The organism is Pantoea sp. C1E2, assembly GCF_056491465.1.
Genome location: NZ_JBSZHT010000002.1, coordinates 1,427,227 through 1,453,597 on the forward strand (window position 1 = coordinate 1,427,227; position 26,371 = coordinate 1,453,597).

Below are 26,371 nucleotides of genomic sequence, written 5' to 3' on the forward strand. Positions count from 1 at the left end.
TCACATTCCGGCCTTCATATCGCACTGCATGTGGGTCCAGCCCGTATATCCCGTAACCTCAGGCACGCGGGTCGGCAGGTTCTGGAAGTTGGCGTAATACTGATAGACAAGCTCAGGTAGAATGCGGGGATCTATATAGAAAAGGCCCCATCGGGAAACGTTTTCTCCCTTGCCGGGTTTGATTGCTTCAATCCGATAATGAATAACTTTCCCTCTGTGTGTGAAGCTGTAATCAATACCTTCTCCACCCGGCATCACGCGAGGATCGTCAAAAGGATGAGACGACATATACAGGTGTCCCTGCTTCGTCAGCAGAAACCCCTGGTCGTTAACCACGGTCAAGGATTCAATATTCTTAGATTCCGGATAGAAAGAGCCGGCCTCATCATCTTCACGCCCTCTGATCCAGGAAGGTGCCCATGTTCTGCCATAGTCACGGGATACGGTGAAATGTGCTGAATCCCAGCTCGGTATAGCGATGTAGCTCTCAGAGGCGTTGATATAGGGCTTGGTAAAGATGCGGTAGAACTGTGCGGACACCTCACTGCGTATATCGCGCTTTTCATCCACGAACCACAGCGCGCCCTGGCAGGCGATTCCATGGAGCTCCAGCCAACGATGGTCGTCAAAGCGGTACACTACCTGAACTGGTTTCTGCCGTTTCTTCATGGGTTTACTGCTGCAGCCACTTGTAGTTAAAACAATCAGGCCTACCAGCGCCGAAGCTGCATGCTTATTAAGACCGAATTTAAGCATCACAGACCGGCCTTCATATCGCACTGCATGTGCGTCCAGCCCGTATATCCCGTAACCTCAGGCACTCGGGTTGGCAGGTTCTGGAAGTTGGCGTAATACTGCTCCATTCTTACAGGCAAAATACGGGGATCGATATACAGAAGACCCCAATCTGAAATATCGACTCCCGACCACTCCTTTCTCGGCTCTAGCCTGTAATGGCGTATTTTACCCCTAAATGTTACGTCGTATTCAATTCCTGCCCCACCGGGCAAGATTCGAGGATCGTCAAAGGGGTAGGAGGACATATACAGGTGACCCTGTTCCGTCAGTAGAAACCCCTGGTCGTTAACCACGGTCAGGGATTTGATGTTTTCGTATTCAGGAGAATCTGAACCCGCCTCATCGTCTTCACGACCTTTTATGTCAGAGGATATCCATGTCCGGCCATAGTCGCGGGAAACAGAGAAATGCGCAGAGTCCCAGCTCGGTACAACAATGTAACGCTCAGAGGCGTTTATGTAGGGTTTGGTAAAGATGCGGTAGAACTGCGAGGACACCTCACTGCGTATATCGCGCTTTTCATCCACGAACCACAGCGCGCCCTGGCAGGCGATTCCGTGCAGTTCCAGCCAGCGATGATCGTCAAAGCGGTACACTACCTGAACCGGCTTCTGTCGTTTCTTCAGCGGATTACCGCTGCAGCCACTTGTAGTTAAAACAATCAGGCCTACCAGCGCCGAAGCGACCTGCTTATTAAGACCGAATCTAAGCATCAGAGACCGGCCTTCATGTCGCACTGCATATGCGTCCAGCCCATATATCCCGTAACCTCAGGCACGCGGGTTGGAAGGTTCTGGAAGTTGGCGTAATACTGATAGACAAGCTCAGGTAGAATGCGGGGATCAACATAGAAAAGTCCCCAGCGTGATACATCATCCCCTTCCTTCGAGCGGATAACTTCAATACGCCGATGATAAACTTTATCTTTAAACGTAAAGCTGTAGTCAATGCCTTTTCCGCCGGGCATGATGCGCGGATCGTCAAAGGGGTAGGAAGACATATACAAGTGCCCCTGTTTCGTCAGCAAAAAACCCTGGTCATTAACCACGGTCAGGGATTTAATGTTTTCGTATTCAGGAGAATCTGAACCCGCCTCATCGTCTTCACGTCCTTTCACTGTTGCAGATTTCCACGTACGGCCATAATCCCGTGAAATCGTCATTCCGGAGGAGCCCCACCACGGAACAGCTATGTACCGTTCTGAGGCGTTGATGTAAGTGTGAGTAAAAATGCGATAGAACTGTGAAGTTATCTCACTACGTATGTCGCGTTTTTCATCCACGAACCAAAGCGCGCCCTCGCAAGCAAAGCCATGCAACTCCAACCAGCGGTGGTCGTCAAAGCGGTAAACCACCTGAACCGGCTTCTCCCTTTTCTTCAGCTGGACACTGCTGCATCCATTCGCGCTCAGCACCATCAGGGCAGCCAGCGTAGTAGCTACAGACTTTTTCCTAAACATCACCATGTTGTTCCCTCGGTTTTCCTATACGCCGGCACGTCCCGATAGCCTGCCGGCTCAGGCTGGCTCCACTGATGAACGGGCTCTTCTTTATTGTGCACCTCCGGATGTCGGGCTGGTTTGATACGCGTTCTTGGACCGTAATCATTCACCACGCCAAACTCCCCAGTCGGCAGCGCTTTATCCGGTTTATTCATAAATTGTTTGGTTTCTTCCTCATGCAAAATGCCAGTTTTGTAATACATTTTGGTTTTTGCATCCGGGTTAAACTCGTGCCGCCAGTCGGCACGTTTGCGCAGGCTGAGCCAGAACGACGGGTCTTCAAAGGCCATGCAGTTACCGATGGCTAGGTCATAGGCCACGGCCTTTTCCTGCACTTTCGAGTCCATCACTATTGAAGAGTGCTGGCTGAATTTGACTGGGTCGCCGTATTTTTCCATCTCGTTAATTTCATCATCCGTTTTGCGTCGCTTCAGCTGATAGCGCTGCGTTGCGCTGCCCACCACGCGACCGGCGACAAACGCGGTGCCGTAGTGGCGGTTGATCTCGGCCAGCTCCGTTTCAGACAGCACCTGACCGGTGCGATGCGGATAAGCAAATCTGATCACTGGACGAAACTCGGCCACCTGCCAGGCGTTTTCATGTTCACGTGCGGAATAATCGATATAGCGATCTTCCCCCCCGACACCGGTTTTGTACTTCATTTCACCACTGTTGCCCTGTCCCATCAGGGTCAGCTCAATAACTTCGGGCAGAGCCTCTGCGTTTTCGGTCACGCCGCTTTTCATCGGATAAGCGGCGTTAGTTGGCCAGCCGTCATACTTAAAATCACCGGGACGGAAAGCGGGCTTTTCGAAAGGCGTACCGGTCGGGGTAAAGCCCGTACTGTGGTGCTGGCAGAAGGCGCGCTGATACAGGTTGGGTATGCCTCTGGCGAACGAATCTGGAATACCGCGCCACCCCATGCCCTGCACGTTTGAGAGCGAAACGGTACCGTCATCCGGGCAGAAGTAGTTATAGACCCGGCCGAAGTTGTTGCGGCTGAAGCGGGGATCGCTGTCCCAGCGGTGCTTGCGCCACAGGGTGGCATCGGCGTACATCGCTTTGACAAAGTCCGGGTTGTAGCGACCGGTGGCGTCGTACTTCGGGTTAGTGGCCATCAGCCGGCAGAAATTACGCAACGTTTCATGGCGCCCGTGCGCCGTCTGTTGGTTGCCGGGCAGCATATTTTCCATGGACCGCGGTTCAAGCGAGTAGGGGGAATGGCAGAGGATTGTGTTGTCAGCAACTACATAATCGGGTTCTTGTTGGCTAACCAGCATATTCGCCAACATGGTAATGATGGTGCCCTGGCTGTGCGCGACGATGTTAATGGTGTCGTATGTTGTGTTGGGATTTCTGCGAATGGCCAAGATCAAATCCGCCAGTCGCTGCGCAGCAAAAAACTGGTAAATACGGTGCGGGTTGCCGTAGATCGGGTGCGTAAAGTCCCCGCCGTTGAGTTTGCGGCTGTAGATCCCCGCCATCCATGTGGCTCCGCCGTTCGCGCCGGGTCCCAGCATGTCCGGAATGCAGGTGGTCGCGTTGGCAAAGGTGCCGCCATTCTTCGCCGCTGCCAGGTTCAGGACGTTGCCATAATTGTCGTTACAAAAGCCACGCCCTTCAGAATTCAGCTTTTTCAGTCGCTTAGGGGCATCTTCCAAAAAAGAGTCGTAGGGCAGGACGGTTTCCAGTCCGAGCCGGGCGACCTCATCACGGTAGCGGCGCTGGTCTTCGTTGTAGGTTTCATGGTCGACGGGGCGATATCCCCAGTAGAACGGGATAACCGGTGACCGCCCGCTGGCCGTCACGCGTTTTGGCGCCCCCTTTAGGTCGGTCAGTCCCGCAATTTCACTCCATTGGTGCGGGTACATGTCGTCACGCGCCAGGCGGGCGTTCAGCCCGGCGATAATGCCTTTCTCCTGTGTTTCGTATGCTTCACCGATGTCGTTAACACCGTGCACGAGGATAACAATGCAGGGCAGCGGGCTGTTTACCGGAAACTCCTGCATCAGCATGCCACCGGCGGTATCGCGGTTGAGGCCGATAAAGCTTCCCAGTTCCGGATTGTTAAATGCGTTGTTCTTTGGTTTTTCACTGGTCATTGCTTTGCTTCCCTGATGAGCGTGACGACAAGCTGTTCGGTTTCTGCGAGATCCAGCAGCGGGGAATGGCCGTTACCATCGGTGATACCGTCCACGGTGCTGCCGTCCGGTCGGGTCACCCGGAAGGGTTGACTGGCAAGTGGATGCTTCCTGTCGCCGTTTCTGAACAGGCGCACACCGCGCGCCAGCGGGTTATCCTTAAACACCGGATCGACAATTTTCGCCGATTCACCCTTCTGATAAATGAGGGTCGGGGCTTTCTGCTCGATGCGCGCCGGGGAGAATATTTCCACGCCACCATTCGGGTGCAGGCGGATCCCGCCGCCGCCGCAGTGAAGATACAGGCCCTTTTTCGCGCTTATCTGCAGCTCACCGTTGACGCTGGTAATCTGCATGTTCTGATCGGCAAGTGCCGCCAGCTGACCCCGCTGCGCCTGAAGGGTGATATCGCCAGATGCGGCAATCAGTTTGATGCCGACCCTGCGGACAAAAGCGGAAATTCCCTGACCCGCCGCCACGGAAAGGGCTTTGAACACGCTGATGCTGCCGTTGTTGCCGGCTGTGATCACCGCATCTTTACCGGCGGCCAGGTGGAGGCTCTCAGGCGTCGCCTGCGCAATGCCCGCTTCACCCCAGGACAGAATCCCTGGCTTCGCCAGCCCGGAAACGGCCTGTTGAAGCGCCTGCTGCGGTGCGGTGTCTACGCCCTTAGCGCCGGCGCCGGTGGCAGCAGATTGCAGGCTGTAAGCAATGCTAAGCGCCTGTTCCAGATGCGTGATGGTTTCGGCCATGTCCAGCTGCTTTCCACGCGCGCCCGTCTGCGCCGAGGTCGTCAGGTAAATCCCTTCTGCGGCTCGCACGGCGGCGTGATGGTCGGTACGCAGCTCTGCACCTTCGCCGCGTTCTTTACGATCGGCATCAACCAGGTGGCCGAGGTTAAGCTGCGTTTTGCCGAACTCGGTTGATACCTTGACGTGCTCACTGCCTGCCGCATCCTCCATCCGGATCTTGTTCTTACCCATCGTCCGGATAACATTGCGCGTGCTGTTGAGGTCGTTCACCACATCAGGATTCAGCGCATCGTGCAGGACCTGCGCAATATAGGGTCGCTCAGGATCGCCACCTTCAAAGGCGATCGCCACCTCCATGTTGTCCAGCAACGGGAAGTGCACGCCGAACTTATCACCTGCATAGATGCGTGCCAGACGGACAGGCATGCTTTCCCTGCCTTTCTCCCAGCTGTCGAGATCAAAACAGAATTTCACCCGATATCGTCCCTCTCTGTCGGGACGGGCAAGGCTGTCGTTCATGACGGCCCCTGAGACGCGTGCGGGAACCGTCCCTGAGATAACCGGCCTCGGCAGGCGCTCTGGTCTGAAAGCGGCGCGTTCACTGTAAGGAATACCGCTGATTTCAGTTTGAAACCCCGCCGCCCGGCCTGCGCGGCAGACGCTCTCAATAATGAGAAAGCCGGGCACAAATGCTTCAGACTGCTCACCCACAATTTCAGCTACCATGCCCGGCTGCAGCGCGGGATCGTCAGCAATGGCTTCCAGAATCGTCCGGCCGGATAAATGGCGCTCATGGCGGATGCGGGCATAGTGCCAGGATGTTTCAGCGTCACCGCCTTGCATGCTGCTCCACTGATCGCCAGCGCTGTGCTGAATGTCAGCGTAGTGGTAATCCCTTCCTGTGGTGAAGGGAGCTTCGCCGCCCATGTCCGCATCGTGTTCCGGCGGAATATACTTGCTCTGTCGGTAGTCATAATCACGCGCACGCACTGATGCGGGAACCACAGCAGAATGGCAGCGCATCTGCCGGATTGTTAGGGTATTGCCCGTTAAACCCGCCTCAGGCAGTGACTGAATTTTCGTGCCAAAAACATAGCCGGCCTGCTGATCGCCAAATACGATAACGGTCATTTCTTCGGCGGTTTCGTGTTTACGGAAGCGGAACCAGATCCCGACTTCGGAAAGCAGACGCCGAATGAAACACAGGTCACTTTCCCCCCATTGGACAATCATTTCACGCTCGGGGTAGCGCCACTGCAGCAGGCTCATGTCAATTTCATAGCCTTGAAAGCCGTGCGACTTCAGTACTGAACTGACGAGCTGGGGAACGGAAGTACGTTGATAGATAGCGTATCGGCGCGTGCTGGCCAGCAGGGACAGCGGATGTTCCAGCAATACTTCATACGTTGATTCGTCAGCGCTAGTTGAAATGCGGGAAAGGCGCGTGATAACTCCATGGATTTTGCGTAATGAGTGCCAGGGGTCTTCGTCAGGCCGAAATCGGGACCATTCTCGGGAGGGGGATCGCATCATAAATACTGCGGGCTGCATCATGATTTTTTCAGGTGGAATGTCCTGAACGGGCGAGGTGAAGCGGATGGTAAACCGATAAGGTTGGCTGAGGGATTCACGCCCTTCAAATGATTCGACGTCTACAGCGACTTCGCTGTTTTCAAAGGCGAGCAGATAGCGGTTGAGTGAATCATCATAGGCGGAAGAGCCCGAACTTCCTGTTAGGGTCATAAATATCCTTATTTAAATGGCATTACAAAAAATAAGGACAAGTGTAAATAATTTACCTTGGTTAGTACACCGTAAAATTTGACTTAAGTTTGGATCTGATTTTCGGGGGCGGCAGTCGATTTCCACGATGAACACCGTCGAATGATTGAACAGTGCCACAACCTCGACAGCATCAAGTCGAAGGCACGCATCCTGCTGTGCTGGGAAGATGAGCCGAGTCGGTGAATGAAATTGTCTGGCAAAAACTTAGCCCGACCATCCTTGATGAAGGTTCGGAAATGAGGTGGAACATGGAACCCGGAGCGCGACGGCAGGACCACTGAAAGGCGTTCTCGCAAAGAGGCTGGTGACGATTGCGTAACGATCGAGATGAACTACACAGTCAATACGTCGTACCCGTTATACTAGAGGGTGACTTACTTCCCATCTGCCACTTTCAGAAATGGTAATGCGCATCTGAAATTCAGGCGAGGCCAATTATTGCATCGAAGCGAAGGTCGCGAGATGTGGTTGAGGGGTAAATGAGTCGTTGATAGCGCAATGTCGTGCGGACGGCTTTTATCTATAAGTTTGAGCATATTGAATAATGGAGGATGGTGCCGCAATGATGGAGGGCTCTGGAGATGATTAGGGAAGAGTTTAAGGGATCGCATGAGGGAAGAAGTGCATAGTTAAATATTTTTACATTATATCAAATAACCTAAGGATGGATTGTTGTGATTTTCGATAAAATAAAAAGATATGGTTTTTATGTTATTTTGTCTTCATTTTTAATAATTAATCCTTTTCTTGTTGAACAGCCATTTTTATTCAAGAAGTCATTCTTATTAGTTCTTCTTTTTATTACGGCGGTGCTATCTTTATTTAATAAGGATAAGATTGGAATCATTGTGCGATACTTTATCCACCTAAATAATGATGATGCCGTAAGGAAAATATCCGGTGGTATATCTTTATTTTCTTGGCTTTTATTTTCGTTTTCTTTATTCTTGCTAAATATGGAGTATGTATGGTTGGCAAGGTGGTTATTCTTGCTCTTTATTATTACGGTAATCATTGGGGGCGCATTTGTTTTTTATGATCTCTGGCGTGTGAATGATGTTATTATAAATAAATTCAAACCATTGTTTTTCGGTGGCGTTCCTATGCTGTATTTTTTTACAAGTGCTTATGCATCAAGTTATTTCTTGCAGTTTAGTAACATGGATATTAGTGACTCTCCACTCCTGGAATTAGGATGGAAGTCTGCATTTTTCGCGCTTTGGTTTTTTGTTATCCTGCAACCAATTTCGTATGGTTTTTTCATGTATGTGTCAAATAAATTCAAAGATCATAAGGTGATGAATGTTTTAGGGGTTTTGTTACTCACATCATTTTTATCGTTTGCTGTATTTCATTGGGCTAATAACTTTTTAGTGGTTTCATTGGATTGGGCAACAAATAGTGAATGGCACACTAATGCATCTTGTGGCTCTTTAAATATAAGCAATCCAGTAGAGCGTTATTTTGGTTTTAATGCTGATAAATACACGGTCTATTTTTCCAATCGTGATGGGAACTGGGGTTTTGAAGAAATCAACTGTATTAAGGACGATAAAAATCAAGACGCCTTCAAGCGTGTGCTTGTAAGTCAATCAAAAATGCCTAAATGGTTCAAAGAATAAGTTTTTTAAAGACATCATCAAGAAATTATCAGCGTATTTACCTTTAAACCGTTTTATGGGGGGCTGGAACTAATACTTCATATGGTTATGTCTGAAATTTTTTGCAATCTTAATGGGGAAAGATATGAAATTAAAAAACAACCTGTATCCGACATAAATTATCGGATCTTATCGTTTAATAACCCCAAAACCCGGCACAACTCCCCCACACTCAAATCCTTCACCACTGAACGCGGCTCCTTCTTCAACCAACTCACCAATCGCCCAATCCCCAACAGATCCAGCCCCTCAGAATTAAACAGATACTCATTATCCCCGAGCCCAAAAGTCTCCTGAATCGATCTCTCCTCGGTCACAAACGAAACCCCAAACTTCTTCTCCGCGTCCTCCAGCAACTCAACTCCATCATCTCCGGTAATACCCAGATCAGCATCCAGCAGGGTATGCTCAGTAATCACAGACTTGTGATCCACCGAAAACTCACGCACAAACTCAATCACCTCTTCCAAACTTGGCTTCACACTAACCTCCCAGAATCATCCCCAGCCACTAACGGCAAATCCTCCCCCAACGTCCCTATCAAATACTCAACAAAAACCCTTACCTTGCTATTCGCCGTTTGCTTTGTTGCGAACACCGCACTCACCGGCATCGATCCCACTGCAAATTCCTCCAGCACTGGCACCAATTCCCCTGAAGCCAAATCCGGTCCCGCCAGCCAGGCGGGAAACTGCGTAATCCCCAACCCCGCCAGTGCAGCGGCGCGTTGTTGCTCACCATCATTACTCTGAAACCGCCCTTGAGGCATCAGCGTAATCGACTTACCGTGCCCATCCACAAACCGCCACGGATGCATGCCGCGTCCGGCATTGAACGAGATGCACTGGTGCTCGCTCAGTTCAGCTGGTGAGGCGGGCACGCCATACTTCGCCAGATAATCCGGGCTTGCCACTGTGATCAGCGGGCCATCGGCCAGCTTGCGTTGCGTCAGAGCAGAGTCCTGCAGTTCGCCGTGGCGGATGGCGACATCGATATTCTCTTCAATCAAATCCACATGCCGCTCGGAGACGCGCAGTTCCAAATTCAGCGCCGGATAGCGTGCCAGCAGCGCAGGCAGGCGCGGCACAATGTAGAAGCGGCCAAATACCGGTGCTACAGAGATACGCAGCGTGCCTGCCGGTTCATCCGCGCCATATTTGACGTTTAATTCTAGCTGGTCGAATTCATCGCGCAGGCGCAGTGCGCCGTCATAAAAGGTTCGGCCTGCGTCGGTTAAGGCGATGCCGCGAGAGGAACGTTTCAGTAACGGGTGATTGAACTGCTTCTCCAGTGCGGCGATCTGTTTGCTGACTGCAGATTGGCCGATACCAGCTTCTTTGGCGGCGGCGGAGAAACTACCGCACTCGACCACGCGCAGAAACAGCCGGATAGCATCAAGTCGATCCATTCAGTAGTCCTAATGGGAATAGAAGGTATTCCATTAAGCCAGCTAGTTGCGAAAATTGGAATGGCATAAGGTTTCTCCACACCCTTTTACCGGAGCAACTTATGAACAAGGCACAGCACTCCTTAACTGAACACGATCGTTTGCAGGTGCAGCATTCACTGGCCGAACAGCAAGCGCATCGCGAGCACTTTAGCGGCAGCATGCGTGAGTACTACGACGAGATGACTGCGGAGACACCGCTGGCAGCAAGCGTGCATTGTGAGCACGTCGCGGATTCGGGTTGGTGGCTGCATCCGCAGGAGACACGCACCGAGCAGGTTATCGTGTTCATCCATGGCGGGGCATATATGCTCGGCAGCGCGCAGGCCTATCGCGGATTCGCCAGCCAACTTGCGGTGCGCACTGGCTATTCAACCTTTGTGCTGGACTATCCGCTGACACCGGAACAACCATTTCCGGCCGCGCCGGACAGGGTGATTGAGATACTGAAAGGGCTAATAGACAGCGGCATTGAAAATATCACGCTGGTGGGTGATTCAGCGGGTGCTGCGCTGTCATTGGTGGCGCTGCAACATCCACAGCTGGTGCAGAAAATCCGATCTGCCGTGCTGTTTTCGCCATGGATCGATCTGACCTTCAGCGGCGCTTCATTTAACGATCCCAACATGCACGATCCGATTTTCCAGCCATCGATCCTGCAGAATGCCGCTGCGGCTTATTTGCAGGGCGCATCGGCGGAGGATCAACGTGCCTCGCCACTTTTTGCGCAATACAGCCACTTACCACCGCTGATGATTCAGGTTGGCACCGAAGAACTGTTGCTGGATGACGCAACGCGTTTAGCGGCTCAATTAGCTGAGCAGGGCGGTGAAGTGCAGCTGGATATCTATCAAGGCATGCACCACGTGTTTCAGCGGGATATCCGCCTGGATGCTGCGCATCACGCACTGGATACCGCCGCCCGTTTTATTCGCCAGCATCAGTAACCCTTCGCGTGCCCGGCCAGCAATTCCCGCAACACAGGCCGGGCACAAATTCCTCCTCACATCTCCGTCCCATCACACCCCACACGCATTTATTTTAGCGATCCCCACTTCCACCGATATAACCGTTAAGGGATCGTTTTCGGAGAGTGGTGGCTGGCGAGACAAGGAAGAGTCAATTTGAAGCTGATGCCTGACGGTTAATGACGCACGTCAATTCACCCAGCCGCTCTAATTTATCGGTCAATGCGCGGGACGGGGTGAAAAATGGAAAAGGTACTGATTGTTGACGATCATCCAATCACGCGATTAGCGCTCAAGTTACTGATTGAAGAAGATAATCGGGTAGTAGTGGGCGAAGTGAGCGATGGCATTCAGGCCATCCAGTTTGTGAAAAAGCTGCAGCCGGATTTAGTGATTATTGATATTGATATCCCGGTGCTCAACGGTATCGATGTCATTAAGCGCGTGCGCCAAAGTGGGCACGAGATGGGCATTCTGGTGCTCTCCGGCAAAGACAGCGAGCACTATATTCGCCGCTGCGCCACTGCGGGTGCCAACGGATTTATGAGTAAATGCAAAGATTTGGCGGAGCTGAGAGATGCGATTCGCGCCATTAGCAAAGGGTACGGTTTTTTCCCGATGAATCGTGCTCGTCAGGGCTCGCACCTTGATGAGGAAAGCAGTGATCAGCGAAAAATTGATGAGCTGTCGCCGAAAGAGCTGGATGTATTGCGTCAGCTAGCGCGCGGCGAGAAAGTGGTGGATATCGCCCGAGGCATGAATATCAGCGATAAGACCGTCAGCACCTATAAAAGCCGGCTGATGATGAAGCTGGAGTTAAAGAACCTGGTGGATGTGCTCGATTTTGCCCAGCGGCACAATCTGGATTGAGGCGCAGTGGCGGTTCATGCGCTGAACTCGTCTTTGAGAAAGGTTTCGATAGCCTGATTCAACACATGCACGCAGCCCAGCGTTTCATCGAGCATCTGGCCGAGATGGCGTTCATCGGCTGGGGCGCTACAGGCTTGCTCTAATTCGCGGCACTGATCGGCAATCGAGACTGCGCCGATGATCTGCACCGAACCTGCCAGACGGTGCAGGCTGCGTTCCAGCGCGGGCCAGTCGCGATTGTCGAAACAGGCGCAGGCCACCTGCATATCCTGCAGGTTTTCATCGCGGGTGGCGCTGAGCAGGCGCTGCAGCATCTCGTTGTCCTGATGGGCCAGTTCGCGCAGGGCATTGAGATCGAGCAGATGATTCAGTGCGACATGGCCGGGATAGGGCACAACTGTCGGGCGCGGAACCCTTTGCAACAGCGCTTCCAGTTGCGGCAGGCGCAACGGTTTGAACAGGCAGTCATCCATGCCTGCTTCCAGGCAGCGCGATCGCTCTTCCGGCTGGGCGTTGGCGGTCAGCCCCATGATGGTGAGCGGTTCACGCTGTTTCTTTCGCAGTTCGCGCGTCAGGGTGAAGCCATCCATCACCGGCATGCTGCAATCGGTGATCACCAAATCAATCTGGTTTTCCTGCCACAACCACAGCGCCTGTTCGCCATCCTCGGCTTCGATCACTTTGTGTCCCAGTCGGGTGAGCTGGCGTCTCAGCAGCAGGCGGTTGGCAGGATGATCATCCACCGTCAGGATGGTTAACGGCAGGCCGCAGGCATCTTGCTGGCGTATCGGTTCCACCGGCGCGCTCACCGCTTCACGGCAATCCACCGGAATGCGCACGCAGATGCGGGTGCCGCGCCCCGGTTGGCTGTGCAGCGTCAGGCTGCCCGCCATCATCGCCACCATCTGTTCGCAAATCGCTAATCCGAGTCCGGTGCCGCTCTGTTTTTTGCCCGATGCGGACTGTTCGTAAGGATTGAATATCAGCTGCTGATCCTCTTCGCTGATGCCGATGCCGGTATCCTGCACCGTAAGTTCCAGCGTGGCGCGATCGCCTTCACCAGGTTTGCTGCGTACCTGTACTTCCACCGTGCCGCGCTCGGTGAATTTGATGGCGTTGCTGATCAGGTTGGAGAGAATTTGCCGCAGACGCATCGGATCCAGCAGCAGTTCGTCCGGATGCAGCACGTCTATCTGATAGTGCAGCAGTAATCCTTTCTGGCGCGCCAGCCCTTCAAACACGCGCACCACCGGTTCCGCCAGCGTATCGAAGCGCACCCATTCCGGCGACAGCTCCAGCTTGCCCGATTCGATTTTTGCCATGTCGAGGATATCGCCAATCAACCCCATCAGCGATTGCGCGGATTCATAGGCGACGCGCACCGACTCTTTATCGCACGGCTGTTGCAGACGGTTGGCGACCGCCAGCTCCAGCAAACCAATAATCGCGCTGATCGGCGTGCGGATTTCATGGCTCATGGTGGCGAGGAAGGTGCTTTTGGTGCGGTTGGCCTGTTCGGCGCGCTCGCTGGCCTGCAGCAGATCGCGGGTCAGCTGTTCATGTTCCGTCACGTCCTGCCAGCTGCAAATCATGCCGGCGAGGTTGCCGTGATTATCACGAAACGCCACCGCGCGGTGGATCACATCACGCAGTTCGTGGCCGTTGTCGATCTGGCCGCGCTGCGGTGCCATCTCCAAAGACGTTTGTTCGGCCAGCAAGGCCATTTGCGCCTGGCAGATAGCGTACAGCGGATGCGCGCTGTCGTTGAGTGGCAGCTGGCTGATATTGGAGTGTGGATCGTTAAAGAACTGACTCCAGGCCGGATTTTTGTTGGTCATCTCGCCTTTGTGATCGATGACGTAGATCGGCACCGGCGTGCCGTTGAACAGGGTTTTCTGGAAGGTGGCTTGTTCCTGCAGCCGCGCCTGAGCCTCTTTGCGCTGACGCACCGCGCGATGCAGATGGTAGTTCCAGAACAGCGAGGTGATCACCAGCACCGCGAAGATCCCCGCCAGCCAGTAGAACTCGTGACGATAGGCCATCCAGGTATCGAGTTTAACATCGGGCGTGCCCTGCCATTTCATCGCCAGCAGCGAGATATCGCGCGGCGGAATGGTCGCCAGCACCTTGTTTAGGATGCTCAGCAGTTCCGGATTATCGCGCCCTACAGCAAAGGCAATCCGCGCCGGGTTTTCCCCGAGGCGTGAAACAATCTGCAGGCGATTACTGAAGTAGCGATCGATCATATAGCGTGCGGCAATCAGGTTATTCACCGCGCTATCCACCCGGCCTTCGTTAACCATCTGCAGCGCGATGCTGGCGTTCTCGACGGTGACCAACTTGATGTGGGGGAAATTTTCCGTCAGCCAACTGGTGAGTTCATGCTGAGGTGTGATCGCCAGCGTGTCGGTATCGTTGAGTGATTTGGGCGCACCCAGCGTGTTTTTGCTCACCAGCACATAGGGCGGCAGCACATAAGGGCGAGAGAAAAGGGCGCGCGCTTCTCGCTGCGGGCTGTGGGCAATCGATCCCACCAGTTCAACTTCATGGCGGCTTAGACGGTCAAACATCGCATTGACGGAGGAGGCTTCTACCATGGTGAAATCGATGCCGGTGCGCAGATGGATCAAGCGCAGTAAGTCTGCGGTCATGCCGTTAAATTTGTTGTGCTGGTCTTTGAGTGTGAAAGGCGCATCAAGCGGGTTCATCACCACGCGAAGTGTCTGATGCTGAGCCAGCCAGCGCCGCTCACGATCGGTGAGTTGCAGAGAGGGTGCCGCCATCATCGGCGGCATACTTTGCACCCACTGATGGAAGATGGCTTTGTGCTGCTGCAAGGGAATGGCGTTCAGTACCGCATTGACGCCCCGATACAGCGGCGAATTGCGAATGGGAAAGACAAAGCGCGGTCCGGCATCGGTGGGCTCAAAAATGCGTATCACGGAAAGCGTTGAGGCGTAGTTGCGTTCAATCAGGTAGTTGGCGGTGTTGAGATTGCCAATAAAGTAGTCGTTTTCGCCAAAGGCTAATGACGCCAACGCACTGAGCGCAGAAGGATAGCGGGTGATTTTCGCTTCCGGATAGCGCGCCTCGATCCAGGCGTCGCTCAGGTAGCCACGCGGCATGGCGATCTGCATCGGCGAATTATCATCACTCATTTCAGACATGATGTTATCGCGTGACACCATCGCAGGATAATCAGAGGCAAACGGGGTACTTAACAGCAGTTCCGCGCCAGTGGGTTCCGGGCTGCCCGCGCTGTCCACCAGCATATCCACCTTGCCTTGTTGCAGGGCGTCGAGCGCCGCACTGCGACTGCTGTAATAGTGCGTGTTGATGTGCAAACCGAGGTAATGCAGGACTAAAGCGGTGTAGTCGGCGGAGATCCCTTCCAGCGTGTTGGCATCGATGACCATATCGAATGGCGGATTTTCAGGCGAGTAGATGGCGACGCTGACTTCGCGCTTTTCGCCCAGCCAGCGCCAGTCGTTGTCGGGCAGATCAAAGGTCAGCAGGACATTTTGTTCACGGCTGACCAACTGCATAATGCGTGGATCTTCAGCCCTGACTGGCTGACTCATCAGACAGAGTACCAGGCCAATCAGGAGGAGTAATTTCAACATCAATGCGTCAGGCGATATTATTGCGTTTGGCGAACTCGTAAAGGCCGACCATATTTTGAATGTCGAGCTTTTCCATTAATCGACGTTTGTAAGTGCTTACCGTTTTATCACTGATTTTCATTCGCTGTGCCATTTCCACCACTTTCATTCCTTTGGATAAATACACCAGCACCTGCAATTCTTTACTGGAGAGGCCGGCAATTTTATTTTTGTCTTCCTGAATATCATCCGGTAATCCCTGACGTCTGCGATTTAAAGGAAAGAAGCCATATCCGGCATTAATCGCGCGAATGGCATCGTGCAGTTCGGTCATATTATTGCGTTTACTAATAAAGCCATCGGCACCTGCGTTGGCGCTGCGCTTGATGTAGTGGTCAACGTCCTTGCCGGTCAGCACCAGAATGCCGCCGTTGAAGCCGTTGTGGCGTAGCCTCTGTACCAGATCGATGCCGTTGTAGGAAGGCATGTCGATATCAACGATGATCAAATCCGGCGACAGTTTTTTGGTCAGCGCTAATGCTTCAAACCCATCATCCGTTTCGCCCACCACATTCATGTTGTCCGTTTCAAGCAGCAGTCTTAACGCCATCCGAACCACCGGATGGTCATCAACGATAAGAACTTCCTTCATATGGCTGTCCTGTTTATTGTGGTGAATGGAATATTAATAAGAATTGATTTTATTGGTTAACGGATTTTAAGAGTAAAGTTTAAATGGCGCAAATGATTATTTTGTAGGGGTTTCCTGATGCGATAAATATCATGCCCTGACGCATTATTTATATATTTACGATGGTGTTTTCTGAGTTTTTAAAAAGTGATAAATGATTTTGTCTTAGGGTGATAATGGAAACTTAACCTTAATCGACTATTCAAGGGTATCAATAAAATTTTCGCCATCGATTAATGTTTAGTTGCGCAGGGTCGGTGGCTCACCAGAGTTGCGATGATAACGGATGAGGTTAGGGAAGTGATGAGTGAAAGCCCAATCTTGTTTAGATAAGGTTTAACTTTCATCTGAATGTAAAGTTATTTGTGTGGCTCTGAGATTTACGTCATGAAATGTCACCATGTTGATAATTTCCAAATGACATCATCTTGCGGTGGTGTTGGTGGTGCTATGGTTAGTTGACTGTTTTAATTGAATAAATAAATTTATTCTATTGTGGATTTTTTGAAGGGCTAATAGCCCTAATGAATCGATTACATCTGTCAGTATTAATCCCGTCAGAAGCGTCAATTAACTTAATTCAATTGAAGGTGTAATTAACAAAAACATGACCCCGGTCATCACGGTGGCAGTGAATATTATTAAAGTAGGCTTTTATTTTTGCTTTTCCTTTTTTCATTTCATTATCAACCGTACGGGGTTAATTATGACCGTTGTTCCTTTCCGTCCCGGGCGATCAGACTCATCTGATCAACCTTTATATCAGCTCGACAGTGCCAGCGCTTTTACCCGCTTAAACAGTTCGCCCAGTGGCTTGCAGACCGAAGAGGCGCAGGCGCGTCTGGCGGCTAACGGGCGCAACGTGCTGCCACAGAAAGCCGAAAAATCACTGCTGATGCGCTTTCTGGCGCACTTCAAAGATGTGCTGATCTATATCCTGCTGGCGGCAGCGGTGATTACCGCGGTGATGGGCCATTGGGTAGATACCTTTGTCATTCTCGGCGTTGCTGTCATCAACGCACTGATTGGATTTATCCAGGAAAGTAACGCCGAGAAGTCATTGAAAAGTATTCAGAACATGCTGTCGAACGAAGCGATGGTATTACGTGATGGGCGGCAGATTACCGTGCCGACCGAAGAGCTGGTGGTCGGTGACGTGGTGTTGCTGCGTCCTGGCGACAAAATCCCTGCCGATCTGCGTTTGTTCGACGTGCACAATTTGCGGGTGGAAGAGGCCATTCTCACCGGAGAATCCACGGTGGTGTCCAAGTTGAGCGACGCGCTGGAGGGCGAAAAGTCACTGGGCGATCGACTCAATCTGGCTTATTCCGGCACCACGGTGAGTTCCGGCACTGCCGCTGGCGTAGTGATCGCCACGGGCGGAGATACCGAGTTAGGGCACATCAACGCGATGATCTCTTCCATCGAAGAAACAAAAACGCCGCTACTGGTGCAGATTGATAAACTCGGCAAGGCGATTTTTTACATCATTCTGCTAATGATGGCCGCGCTGTTCGTGTTCGGTTATCTGCTGCGCGATATTCCATTGGCGGAGTTGCTGCTGGCGGTGATCAGCCTGGCGGTCGCGGCGGTGCCAGAAGGTTTACCGGCGATTATCTCAATCATTCTCTCACTCGGCGTACAGTCGATGGCGCGCAATCACGCCATCATTCGCAAACTGCCAACGGTCGAAACTCTCGGCGCCATGTCGGTAATATGCTCCGATAAAACCGGCACGCTCACCATGAATGAAATGACGGTGAAAGCGCTGGTGCTGGCGAACAGTCACTGGCGCATCAGTGGCAACAGCTATGAGCCGAAAGGAGAGTTTCATCTGGAAAGCGGCCAGCGCGATGAGGTGCTGCTTAACGGCTTTTTACAGACGGTGGATATCTGCAACGAGAGCCAACTGCGTCAGGATACTCAGGGTCACTGGGGGATAGTGGGTGGGCCCACCGAGGGCGCGCTCAAGGTGCTGGCGGCGAAAGCAGGTATCAACTCGGAATCTGTGCAGGTGCTGAGTAAGCTGCCGTTTGATTCGGCCTACAAATACATGGCCGTGAGCTGCCTGATTGATGGCAAGGCTTGCCTGCTGCTGACCGGCGCACCGGATGTGCTGCTCGCGCTGTGCCAGCAGCAGCAGGGCGAGAACGGCGCTGAAGCGCTGGATAGTGATTACTGGAACGCCGCGATCACCACTTATGCCAGCGAAGGGTTGCGCACCGTGGCCGCCGCCTGGCGCTGGCTGCCAGAGGGATTGCAGCAGATCGATCACGCCGATCTGCGCGAGGGCATGATGATGCTGGGTCTGGCGTGCATGATGGATCCGCCACGTCCGGAAGCGATTACCGCCATTCGCGACTGTCAGCAGGCTGGGATCCGCGTCAAGATGATCACCGGCGATCACCCGGAAACGGCGATGGCCATCGGGCAGATGCTGGGGATCGGTAACAGCGACAGCGCCATCACCGGTTATCAGCTGGAGCATATGGACGATGCAGAACTGGGCAAAGCGGCGCGTGAGTACGACATTTTCGCGCGCACCAGCCCGGAACATAAGCTGCGTCTGGTGAAAGCGCTAGCAGAGAGCGGGGAAATCGTCGGGATGACCGGCGATGGCGTGAATGATGCGCCTGCGTTGAAACAGGCCAATGTCGGCATCGCCATGGGCATTAAAGGCACCGAGGTGACCAAAGAGTCAGCGGACATGATTCTGGCTGATGACAACTTCGCTACTATCGCGGCGGCGGTGAAAGAGGGGCGTCGCGTTTACGACAACCTGAAGAAAACTATCCTGTTTGTGATGCCGACCAACCTCGCGCAGGGGCTGTTGATCATCATCGCAATTCTGATGGGCAACCTGCTGCCACTGACGCCGGTGCAGATTCTCTGGATGAACATGGCGACCTCGGCGACCCTGTCATTTGGGCTGGCATTCGAAGCCGCCGAGCGAAATATCATGCGCCGGCCACCGCGTAACGTGCGCAGCCATGTGATGGATGGTTACGCCATCTGGCGAGTGATCTTTGTTGGGCTGCTGATTTCCATTAGCGCCTTTGTGCTGGAAGCCTGGCTGCAGCCGCGCGGTTACTCGCCAGAGTTTATCCGAACGGTGCTGCTGCAGATGCTGGTCACTGCCCAGTGGGCGTATATGCTCAACTGCCGCAACAGCGAGGGCTTCTCACTGGATAAAGGCTTGCTGAAAAATCGCGGCATCTGGCTGGTGACACTGGTACTGGTGGCGCTGCAGGCGATGATTATTTATCTGCCGCTGATGAATACGCTGTTTGGCACCGAGCCCCTGCCGATCAAATACTGGTTTATCTCGCTGGCGGTCAGCGCCGTGATTTTCGTGCTGGTGGAAATCGAGAAACAGTTGACGCGCGGCTGGCGCGTCGCCCGATAGTTCACGCTGGCTGGCGCAGGGCCAGCCAGACTTTTTTCAGCAGGAAGGTGAGAGGAATCGCCAGTATCGCACCGGTCATGCCGAGCAGCGCTTGCCAGAACAGGAAGGCCAGCAGCTGCACGGTCAGGGTGAGATTCAGGCGCTTGCCGAGCATCAGTGGCTCCAGCACCGAACTGAGCAACAGGTTCAGCACCACAAAGAATCCCACTAGCATCAGGCTGGTTTGGATATCGAACAGGATGAAGGTTTGGATCACCGGTGGAATGGCCGCCAGAAAGGATCCGAGCACCGGAATGTAATTGAAGATAAACATCAGCACGCCCCACAGGAAGGCGAACTTTAATCCCAGCAGATGCGCCATGCCCCAGACAATCACGCCGCCCAGCAGGCCGGTTAGCGTTTTCACCCGCGCATAAACAATCACACTCTGAATCCCTTCTTCCAGCGCGATGAACAGCGCAGTGTGCTGCTTACTGGCGCGCAGCGTGCGTTTCAGCAGCGGCAGTTCAACCAGCATAAACAGCAGCATCAGGAACACCATCAGCCACCATGAAAGCAGGCCAGGGATCATCGACAGCTGCGTAGTGACGAAACGCACCACGGCACCGGCATCGACAAAGTCCAGCATCTCATCGGCGGTCAGGGCAATGCCCATTTGGCTCAGGGAAAGCGTCAGGTATTGCAGCTTGGCTGCCACCAGATTGGGTGCCTGACGGCTGAGTTTGATCAGATCGGGCGCGGAGGCGCTGAGTGACATGATGGTGATGACGATCAGCAGCAGCAGGATGGCAATCACCAGCAAAGAAGAGAGCACGCGCGGAATACGATAGTGCGCCAGGCGGCTAATCAGCGGATCGAGCATCACGGCGAGGAAGATGGCCAGCAGCACCTGATTAATCAGCGGCGCGCCGAGCCTTAGTCCTAACAACACAATTGTCAGGCAAGCGAGTAAAAACAGGGCTTGTGCCAGTGGCGAGAGGGATTTTAACCAACCCTGGTGCATGGGTGCGATTCTCCAGTAAGCGGCGGTTGCCAAAACAGAGCAACCGCCTGATGGGGAAACGGCTTACTCGCGCGTTTTTCCCTCTTCGATAAACTCTTCGTCGATCTCTTCGGCATTTTCACGGTTGTCACGACCCGAGAGCAGATTCCAGCAGGCGATAAACAGCGCTGCAATCAGCGGACCAATGACAAAACCGTTGATACCGTAAACTTCCATGCCGCCCAGTGTAGCGATCAGGATCAAGTAGTCCGGCATTTTGGTGTCTTTACCCACTAACAGCGGACGCAGGATGTTGTCCACCAGGCCTACAATCACCACAAAGAAGCCGACCAGGAACAAGCCTTTCCATACTGCGCTGGTGGCGAAGAAGAAGATGGCAGCAGGCACCCAGACAATCGCTGAACCCACAGCAGGGATCAGTGACAGGAACGCCATCAAGGCACCCCAGAGTAAGCTGCCGTCAATGCCGGTGAACCAGAAGGCAAGACCGCCCAACACACCCTGAACCACCGCGACCACCACCGTGCCTTTGACGGTAGCGCGTGAGACGGCGGCAAATTTCACCATCAGATGATGTTTAACATAGGTGGAGAGCGGCAGGGCTTCCAGTATTAAGTTGACCAACCACGCGCCATCCTTCAGCAGGAAGAACAGCAGGTAGAGCATGACGCCAAATCCGACGGTAAAGGTGAAGGTGCCTTTGCCGATCAGGAAGACGCTACCCGCCATATACTGACCGCCTTTAAGCGCGAACTCAGACAGCTTCTGCTGCAATTTGCCAGCGTCATTCAGATTATGATCGGAGAGATAACTCTGTGCCCAACCCGGTAAATGTTGGATCAGATCAGCAAACACCGCCGGGAACTGCGAGGAGTTGTTCTGCAGCTTGGTGTACACCGTGTTGACTTCCACCACCATTGACGAGGTGATGATTGCTAATGGCGTGAACACGATCAGGCAGATGATCGCCAGGGTGGCAAAGGCAGCCAGTCCGTTACGATCGCCCATTTTGCGGCGTAACAGCGACTTCAGTGGATGGAAGATCACCGCCAGAATGGCAGCCCAGAAAATGGCGGAGAAATAAGGTGTCAGCACATCGAAAAAGGCGACCGTGACGATCGCTAAAATCACAATAAAGAAACCGAAGTTAAGGCCTTTGATACGCATTCAATAGTCTCGTAAGTAAACGTGGCGATTGAACTATAGAACGTGATTCGCGGAATGTAATGCTTTTAGCCAAGGCGTGCGGACATCGGATGTCCCGATCTGTCCCGCTGATGTCTGCAAGCGGGCTGGTGCAATAGCTGAATCGCGGTGATGATGGTAAAAAATCTGACAGGAGATGAACCATGCTGGAACTGCGTCCCAACTGCGAATGCTGTGATAAAGACTTACCGCCGGACTCACCTGATGCGCGTATCTGCTCGTTCGAATGCACCTATTGTGTCGAGTGCGTGGAAACCACGCTGAACCACCGCTGCCCGAACTGTGAGGGTGAATTGGTGCGCCGTCCGGTGCGACCGGCGGCGGCGTTAGCACGTCATCCGGCCTCGACCACGCGTCATTTATCGGCTTCCGCAACGCGCTGAATGAGTTCGCACAGCTGCGCTTCGTTAAAGACTTCGATGCCGTGCTGGCGCAGCAGGGCGGCGGCCACCCCGTTGCCTGCAATTTTTTCGCCGCTAAAGTGGCCATCATAAATCTGCCGACTGCCGCAGGTTGGGCTGCCATCGGTGAGCAGGGCAAAACGACACTGCGCTTCCTGCGCGGCGCGCAACGCCAGCCAGGCTGCCAGCACATAGTGCTGTGTCACATCGTCGCCGTTGGATTCAAGAATTTTCGCCTCACCCATGAGAACCTGTTCAGCACTGCCGCCACGAATTTCAGCCGGCAATCGCGGGGTGTTCAGGCCTGCCGCCAACTCGGGGCAGTGGATCACCAGACGATGTTCGGCGCGCCACCGCGCCAGCGTGCGGGAGAAGAGCAACTTATCGCTGCCATTATAACGAACCGTAAATCCCATCAGGCAGGCACTGACTAATATTCTTTCCATGACTCCCTCCCTCGGAAATAAATTGCCGCGGTAACCCAATATTCTAACGCTGACAACGAAGTTGAAATAAACATCCATTCATCAATGCAAAGCTGCGCTATATTTAGCGCGATATTAATCACGATCGTGAATTAATTGGGGTGCGCCGGGATTCTAACTTATTAATGCCGTGGAAATTGATGAATAACGCTGAAGTCTGCCGGGCAAACAGGACTGAAAGCGCATTGTGAAACCAATGGCATTGATTTGGTTGCGTTTTATTGCCTGGTTATTGTGTGGTTATCACGGGTGAAAGGTTCATTTCAATCACCACGCTGGCGCGAAATTTATCAACCCCAGCTATTCTGGTCAGAGCACAGACCTTATTTGTGCGTCAGAACTGTCACACAGCAGATTATTTCTTTGAGCCGTTTTATTTTTACGGTTTTTTCCGAAAAGCAGGGGTTTTTAAAAGAATTTTGCATTTTAAAATGGTATTGTTTACCCGCAATGCTAGTGATGTGGCGTTGTGTGCTTCAGTTTTACCCTCATTTTTTAGGGTTTACCCGCTTTATGCAATTTATGGAAATAGCATTCTCCACCCGATCCTCGCGATCGGGTTTCTTTCCTTTCCCCTGTAATATCAATCCCGCTCACTTTAAGACCAGATAATGTCAGAAAAGACACAATCGTTAAGAAAGCGCTAATTTGCAGTAATGTATTGTAAGTCTCCGGTTTTTAAGAGTTTTGGAAATCCTCTTTTGCTTCCGATTGGTGAATAGTATCTCTCGACGGCGCAGTAACTGCCGTTATCATTGGAGGCAACATCATGAAAAAAACAACATTAAGTCTTATTGCGTCACTTATTGCATGCAGCACACTGTTCTCTTCCGTCTCCTGGGCAGATGGCCCGGGCGACCAACGCTGGCAGCAGCACGGCGGCGACCAGCGTCAGGATCATGGGCGTGGCCCTGACCATGGCGGCGATCGCGGTCCGGATCACGGCAATAATCGCGGCCCCGATCGTGGCCCAGACCATCATGATCGTTACGCCGACCATCGCGGCCCAGATGGACACCACGACGGCGATCATTTCGCCTGGAACGGCCATGACTTCCGTCGCGGTCACCCAATGCCGCCAGAATACCGTGGCCCGCACTATCGTGTAGATGACTGGCGTGAACGTCGTCTGCCGGAGCCACCGCGCGGTGAGTACTGGTCTTACGTTGATGGCAATTACGTCCTGATTGCTGCCGCCACTGGCGTGATCACCTCTCTGCTGCTGAACGGCGCTTTCAACTAATCTCTCTCACGGATGGCTACGGCCATCCGTGTTTCTCTCTGCTTTCTGCCCTCACCAGGTTATTCTCTCTGCGACCCTTTTTTCCCTACAATGCGCTAAGGAGTCATGATGACCGTGGTAAAAATGGTGGCAGTAGACAAGGACGGCACCTTTCTCGACGATAAAAAGCAGTATAACCGGGCTCGTTTTCAGGCTTGTTATGAGGAAATGAAACGGCGCGGCATTAAGTTTGTGGTCGCCAGCGGTAACCAGTATTACCAACTCAAATCCTTCTTCCCCGATATCTCCAGTGAAATTGCCTTCGTCGCCGAAAACGGTGCGTGGATCATCGATCGCGATGAAGAGCTGTTCTGCGGTGCGTTCAGCCGCGCCGATATCGATGCGGTGCTCGATACCCTGCACAACGGGCACTATCCTGAATTGCGGTACATCCTCTGCGGACGTGAAAGTGCTTACTACTTCGAAGGTCTCGACGAAAGCTGGCTGGTGAAGATGCGGCATTATTGCCACCGTCTGAAGCCGATTCGCAGCCTTGATGAGGTCGCGGATGACAAACTCTTCAAGTTCGCCCTCAATCTCTCCGATGAATTCGTTGAGCCCTTAATGGCCGATATCGAACGCCTGCATAAGGGTTCTGCTGCGGCGACGTCCAGCGGCCACGGATCTGTGGATTTGATCGTACCTGGCAATCACAAAGGCCATGGACTCGATCTGCTCGGCAAACGCTGGGGCATCGATCGCAGTGAGATTTTAGTGTTCGGCGATGGCGGTAACGATCTGGAGATGCTGCAGCAATCCGGCTTTAGCTTCGCCATGGCCAATGCACCGCAAAAGGTGAAAGACGCCGCACGCTTTGAAGCGCCGAGCAACAATGAAGAGGGTGTACTGCAGGTGATTGAACAGATGCTGGCGGGCAAACCGCCGTTTGCAAACTGAGCGTCATCTGACACTTAATTTATATTTGCTGATGCGCTGAACATATCCAGGTGCGGCGAGATGAAGCGGCGCGACATTGCGCTGGAAAGTGGCGGGATAGTGAAGGTGTGCGGGCGTGCTTTGGCGCGCCCGCACAGTCGAAATCAACCGTAATTATGCCACATGCCAGGCTGCGGTGATCATCTCGGTGATGGTGGGTGCATCGTAACTGACCCAGCCGTTTTTACTGTTGGCGCGGGCGACAATCCAGTCAACGTCGGTGGGACTCAGAGTAGGGCCTTCCAGCCAGAATGGAACAATCGCCTGCTGCTGCAGCCAGGCTTTCAGCGCTAATGCTGGCGGTGCCGAATCGTCCGGTAGCAGCGCTTGCCCCAGCTGTGCCATCAACCGCTGCTGTTCAGCGTTTTCGGTTTCAGCCAGCACATCAAGGAACGGGAACAGCAGGCGTCCACACACTTCACCGTGATGGAAAGGCTTGATGGCGCCCAGTTCACCGGCAATCCCATGAATCACGCCTAATCCTGCACTGCTCAGACAAACGCCGCCCAACCAGGAAGCCATCATCATCGCTTCCCGCGCTTCATCACCTTGCGCATCGTCGCGATTCAGATTTGGCCACGCCTTAAAGAACAGCCGCAGCCCATTCAGCGCAGTCTGTTGGGTAAAGAGATTGCCTTTGCGCGACAGATACGCTTCGAATAGGTGAGTGAAGGCATCAATGGCGCAGGTCGCCAGCACGCTATCCGGCGTGCCCTTAAGCAAATCGGCATCCAGAATCGCCACCTGTGGCACGAATACCGGATGGCGCAGCGATGCTTTGATTTGAATATGCTGCTGGTCGGTCACCACGGCGTTTTGCGTCGCCTCACTGCCCGTTCCCGCGGTGGTCGGAATGGCGATCAGCGGCAGAGTAATCGCCTGAACCGGCGTATCGCCGACTTTCTCCAGATAGCGTGCGGTGTTGAGCGGATGCTGCATCATGGCGCTGAAGGCTTTAGCCGCATCCAGCACGCTGCCGCCGCCGATCGCGACTACGCGATCCACATGGCCGCGCCAGCGATTCACCCAGGCATCAATTTCATCGGGTGAGGCTTCATGGCTGACAATTTCATAGCCCAGAATCTGGTCATTGAGTGCCGCGCCGAGTCTTTGCCAGGCAGGGCCGTTAAGAAAAGAGCGGCCACAAAACAGCAGCGTCGGTTGGGGATTGGCGGCCAGCAGTGGTATTAATCGGTCGATGCTGCCACGTCCAAACAGGGTTTGTTGATTACTGTACAACTCGATCAGATTCTCACTCACCTGCATATCCTTTTTTTGAAGGGCATAAAGACCTTAGTGTAACCAAATCCCGTAACACCTCCGCTGCAAACATTCTGATAACTGCCTGGCAAAAAGTTGATCACCTTCGCAAAACAGAAATTCACCGCGCGCAGCTGATGCTTTGTGCGCAATGTTACCCTTAACATGATACCCGT

General features: G+C 53.2%; 20 protein-coding genes and 1 pseudogene. 8 read left to right on the plus strand and 13 right to left on the minus strand.

The genetic code is table 11. From position 1 onward, the window contains the following. From ACXI0A_RS06925 to ACXI0A_RS06945, 5 genes are read right to left on the minus strand one after another with little or no spacing between them, the layout of a single operon-like run. The gene (locus ACXI0A_RS06925; protein WP_476151134.1) at positions 1-756 is read right to left on the minus strand and encodes a T6SS immunity protein Tli3 family protein; all 756 of its coding nucleotides are present in this window, start codon (positions 754-756) and stop codon (positions 1-3) included. Then, positions 756-1,511 carry a T6SS immunity protein Tli3 family protein gene (locus ACXI0A_RS06930; protein ID WP_476149683.1) on the minus strand — a complete coding sequence of 252 codons (756 nt, stop codon included), beginning with the start codon at positions 1,509-1,511 and terminating at the stop codon, positions 756-758. Before ACXI0A_RS06930 ends, ACXI0A_RS06925 begins: the two co-directional genes overlap by 1 nt. Continuing rightward, complete coding sequence (locus tag ACXI0A_RS06935; protein ID WP_476149681.1) at positions 1,511-2,263, minus strand: T6SS immunity protein Tli3 family protein; 753 nt, start codon at positions 2,261-2,263, stop codon at positions 1,511-1,513. Before ACXI0A_RS06935 ends, ACXI0A_RS06930 begins: the two co-directional genes overlap by 1 nt. Continuing rightward, positions 2,257-4,401, minus strand: a complete 2,145-nt coding sequence (locus tag ACXI0A_RS06940; RefSeq protein ID WP_476149679.1) for a T6SS effector phospholipase Tle3 domain-containing protein — start codon at positions 4,399-4,401, stop codon at positions 2,257-2,259. The genes ACXI0A_RS06935 and ACXI0A_RS06940 overlap by 7 nt, the downstream gene beginning before the upstream one ends. After that, positions 4,398-6,935, minus strand: a complete 2,538-nt coding sequence (locus ACXI0A_RS06945) for a type VI secretion system tip protein VgrG (protein WP_476149678.1) — start codon at positions 6,933-6,935, stop codon at positions 4,398-4,400. The genes ACXI0A_RS06940 and ACXI0A_RS06945 overlap by 4 nt, the downstream gene beginning before the upstream one ends. Before the next feature lie 716 nt (positions 6,936-7,651). Between ACXI0A_RS06945 and ACXI0A_RS06950 the strand changes: the two genes are divergently transcribed. Then, entirely contained in the window at positions 7,652-8,599 is a 948-nt protein-coding gene (locus tag ACXI0A_RS06950; protein WP_476149676.1) for a hypothetical protein, read from the plus strand. Positions 8,600-8,757: 158 nt separating this feature from the next. Here ACXI0A_RS06950 and ACXI0A_RS06955 read toward each other — a convergent pair whose 3' ends face one another. Then, positions 8,758-9,120 carry a hypothetical protein gene (locus tag ACXI0A_RS06955; RefSeq protein ID WP_476149674.1) on the minus strand — a complete coding sequence of 121 codons (363 nt, stop codon included), beginning with the start codon at positions 9,118-9,120 and terminating at the stop codon, positions 8,758-8,760. Next, entirely contained in the window at positions 9,117-10,046 is a 930-nt protein-coding gene (locus ACXI0A_RS06960; protein WP_476149672.1) for a LysR substrate-binding domain-containing protein, read from the minus strand. The genes ACXI0A_RS06955 and ACXI0A_RS06960 overlap by 4 nt, the downstream gene beginning before the upstream one ends. A 101-nt stretch (positions 10,047-10,147) precedes the next feature. Between ACXI0A_RS06960 and ACXI0A_RS06965 the strand changes: the two genes are divergently transcribed. Together ACXI0A_RS06965 and ACXI0A_RS06970 are read left to right on the plus strand one after the other, a co-directional pair. Beyond that, positions 10,148-11,032 carry an alpha/beta hydrolase fold domain-containing protein gene (locus ACXI0A_RS06965; protein WP_476149670.1) on the plus strand — a complete coding sequence of 295 codons (885 nt, stop codon included), beginning with the start codon at positions 10,148-10,150 and terminating at the stop codon, positions 11,030-11,032. A gap of 264 nt (positions 11,033-11,296) precedes the next feature. Then, complete coding sequence (locus ACXI0A_RS06970; protein WP_476149668.1) at positions 11,297-11,923, plus strand: response regulator; 627 nt, start codon at positions 11,297-11,299, stop codon at positions 11,921-11,923. Between the two features lie 14 nt (positions 11,924-11,937). Here ACXI0A_RS06970 and ACXI0A_RS06975 read toward each other — a convergent pair whose 3' ends face one another. Together ACXI0A_RS06975 and ACXI0A_RS06980 are read right to left on the minus strand one after the other, a co-directional pair. Beyond that, positions 11,938-15,546 carry an ATP-binding protein gene (locus ACXI0A_RS06975; protein WP_476149666.1) on the minus strand — a complete coding sequence of 1,203 codons (3,609 nt, stop codon included), beginning with the start codon at positions 15,544-15,546 and terminating at the stop codon, positions 11,938-11,940. Between the two features lie 7 nt (positions 15,547-15,553). Beyond that, the gene (locus ACXI0A_RS06980; RefSeq protein ID WP_476149664.1) at positions 15,554-16,177 is read right to left on the minus strand and encodes a response regulator; all 624 of its coding nucleotides are present in this window, start codon (positions 16,175-16,177) and stop codon (positions 15,554-15,556) included. Between the two features lie 745 nt (positions 16,178-16,922). Between ACXI0A_RS06980 and ACXI0A_RS06985 the strand changes: the two genes are divergently transcribed. Further along, a complete protein-coding gene (locus tag ACXI0A_RS06985; protein WP_476149662.1) occupies positions 16,923-19,622 on the plus strand; it encodes an HAD-IC family P-type ATPase in 2,700 nt (899 codons plus the stop codon). Position 19,623: 1 nt separating this feature from the next. Here ACXI0A_RS06985 and ACXI0A_RS06990 read toward each other — a convergent pair whose 3' ends face one another. Together ACXI0A_RS06990 and ACXI0A_RS06995 are read right to left on the minus strand one after the other, a co-directional pair. Next, the gene (locus tag ACXI0A_RS06990) at positions 19,624-20,625 is read right to left on the minus strand and encodes an AI-2E family transporter (protein ID WP_476149660.1); all 1,002 of its coding nucleotides are present in this window, start codon (positions 20,623-20,625) and stop codon (positions 19,624-19,626) included. 63 nt (positions 20,626-20,688) lie between these two features. Next, a complete protein-coding gene (locus ACXI0A_RS06995; protein WP_476149658.1) occupies positions 20,689-21,792 on the minus strand; it encodes an AI-2E family transporter in 1,104 nt (367 codons plus the stop codon). A gap of 182 nt (positions 21,793-21,974) precedes the next feature. On the opposite strand from ACXI0A_RS06995, the gene ACXI0A_RS07000 reads away from it, so the two are divergent. Continuing rightward, positions 21,975-22,214, plus strand: a complete 240-nt coding sequence (locus ACXI0A_RS07000) for a DUF1272 domain-containing protein (protein WP_224930181.1) — start codon at positions 21,975-21,977, stop codon at positions 22,212-22,214. On the opposite strand, the gene ACXI0A_RS07005 is transcribed toward ACXI0A_RS07000, so the two are convergent. Next, on the minus strand, positions 22,187-22,678 hold the full coding sequence (locus tag ACXI0A_RS07005; RefSeq protein WP_476149657.1) for a 2-thiouracil desulfurase family protein: 492 nt from the start codon (positions 22,676-22,678) through the stop codon (positions 22,187-22,189). The genes ACXI0A_RS07000 and ACXI0A_RS07005 overlap by 28 nt on opposite strands. A 275-nt stretch (positions 22,679-22,953) precedes the next feature. On the opposite strand from ACXI0A_RS07005, the gene ACXI0A_RS07010 reads away from it, so the two are divergent. The 3 genes from ACXI0A_RS07010 (at position 22,954) to ACXI0A_RS07020 (ending at position 24,896) form a co-directional block, all read left to right on the plus strand. Next, positions 22,954-23,298 carry a hypothetical protein gene (locus ACXI0A_RS07010; protein ID WP_476149656.1) on the plus strand — a complete coding sequence of 115 codons (345 nt, stop codon included), beginning with the start codon at positions 22,954-22,956 and terminating at the stop codon, positions 23,296-23,298. Between the two features lie 188 nt (positions 23,299-23,486). Continuing rightward, positions 23,487-23,960, plus strand: a complete 474-nt coding sequence (locus tag ACXI0A_RS07015) for an RcnB family protein (RefSeq protein WP_476149655.1) — start codon at positions 23,487-23,489, stop codon at positions 23,958-23,960. 108 nt (positions 23,961-24,068) lie between these two features. Continuing rightward, positions 24,069-24,896 carry a Cof-type HAD-IIB family hydrolase gene (locus ACXI0A_RS07020; RefSeq protein ID WP_476151132.1) on the plus strand — a complete coding sequence of 276 codons (828 nt, stop codon included), beginning with the start codon at positions 24,069-24,071 and terminating at the stop codon, positions 24,894-24,896. Between the two features lie 153 nt (positions 24,897-25,049). On the opposite strand, the pseudogene ACXI0A_RS07025 reads toward ACXI0A_RS07020, so the two are convergent. Beyond that, positions 25,050-26,362: pseudogene (locus tag ACXI0A_RS07025) on the minus strand (iron-containing alcohol dehydrogenase). Positions 26,363-26,371: the final 9 nt, after the last annotated feature.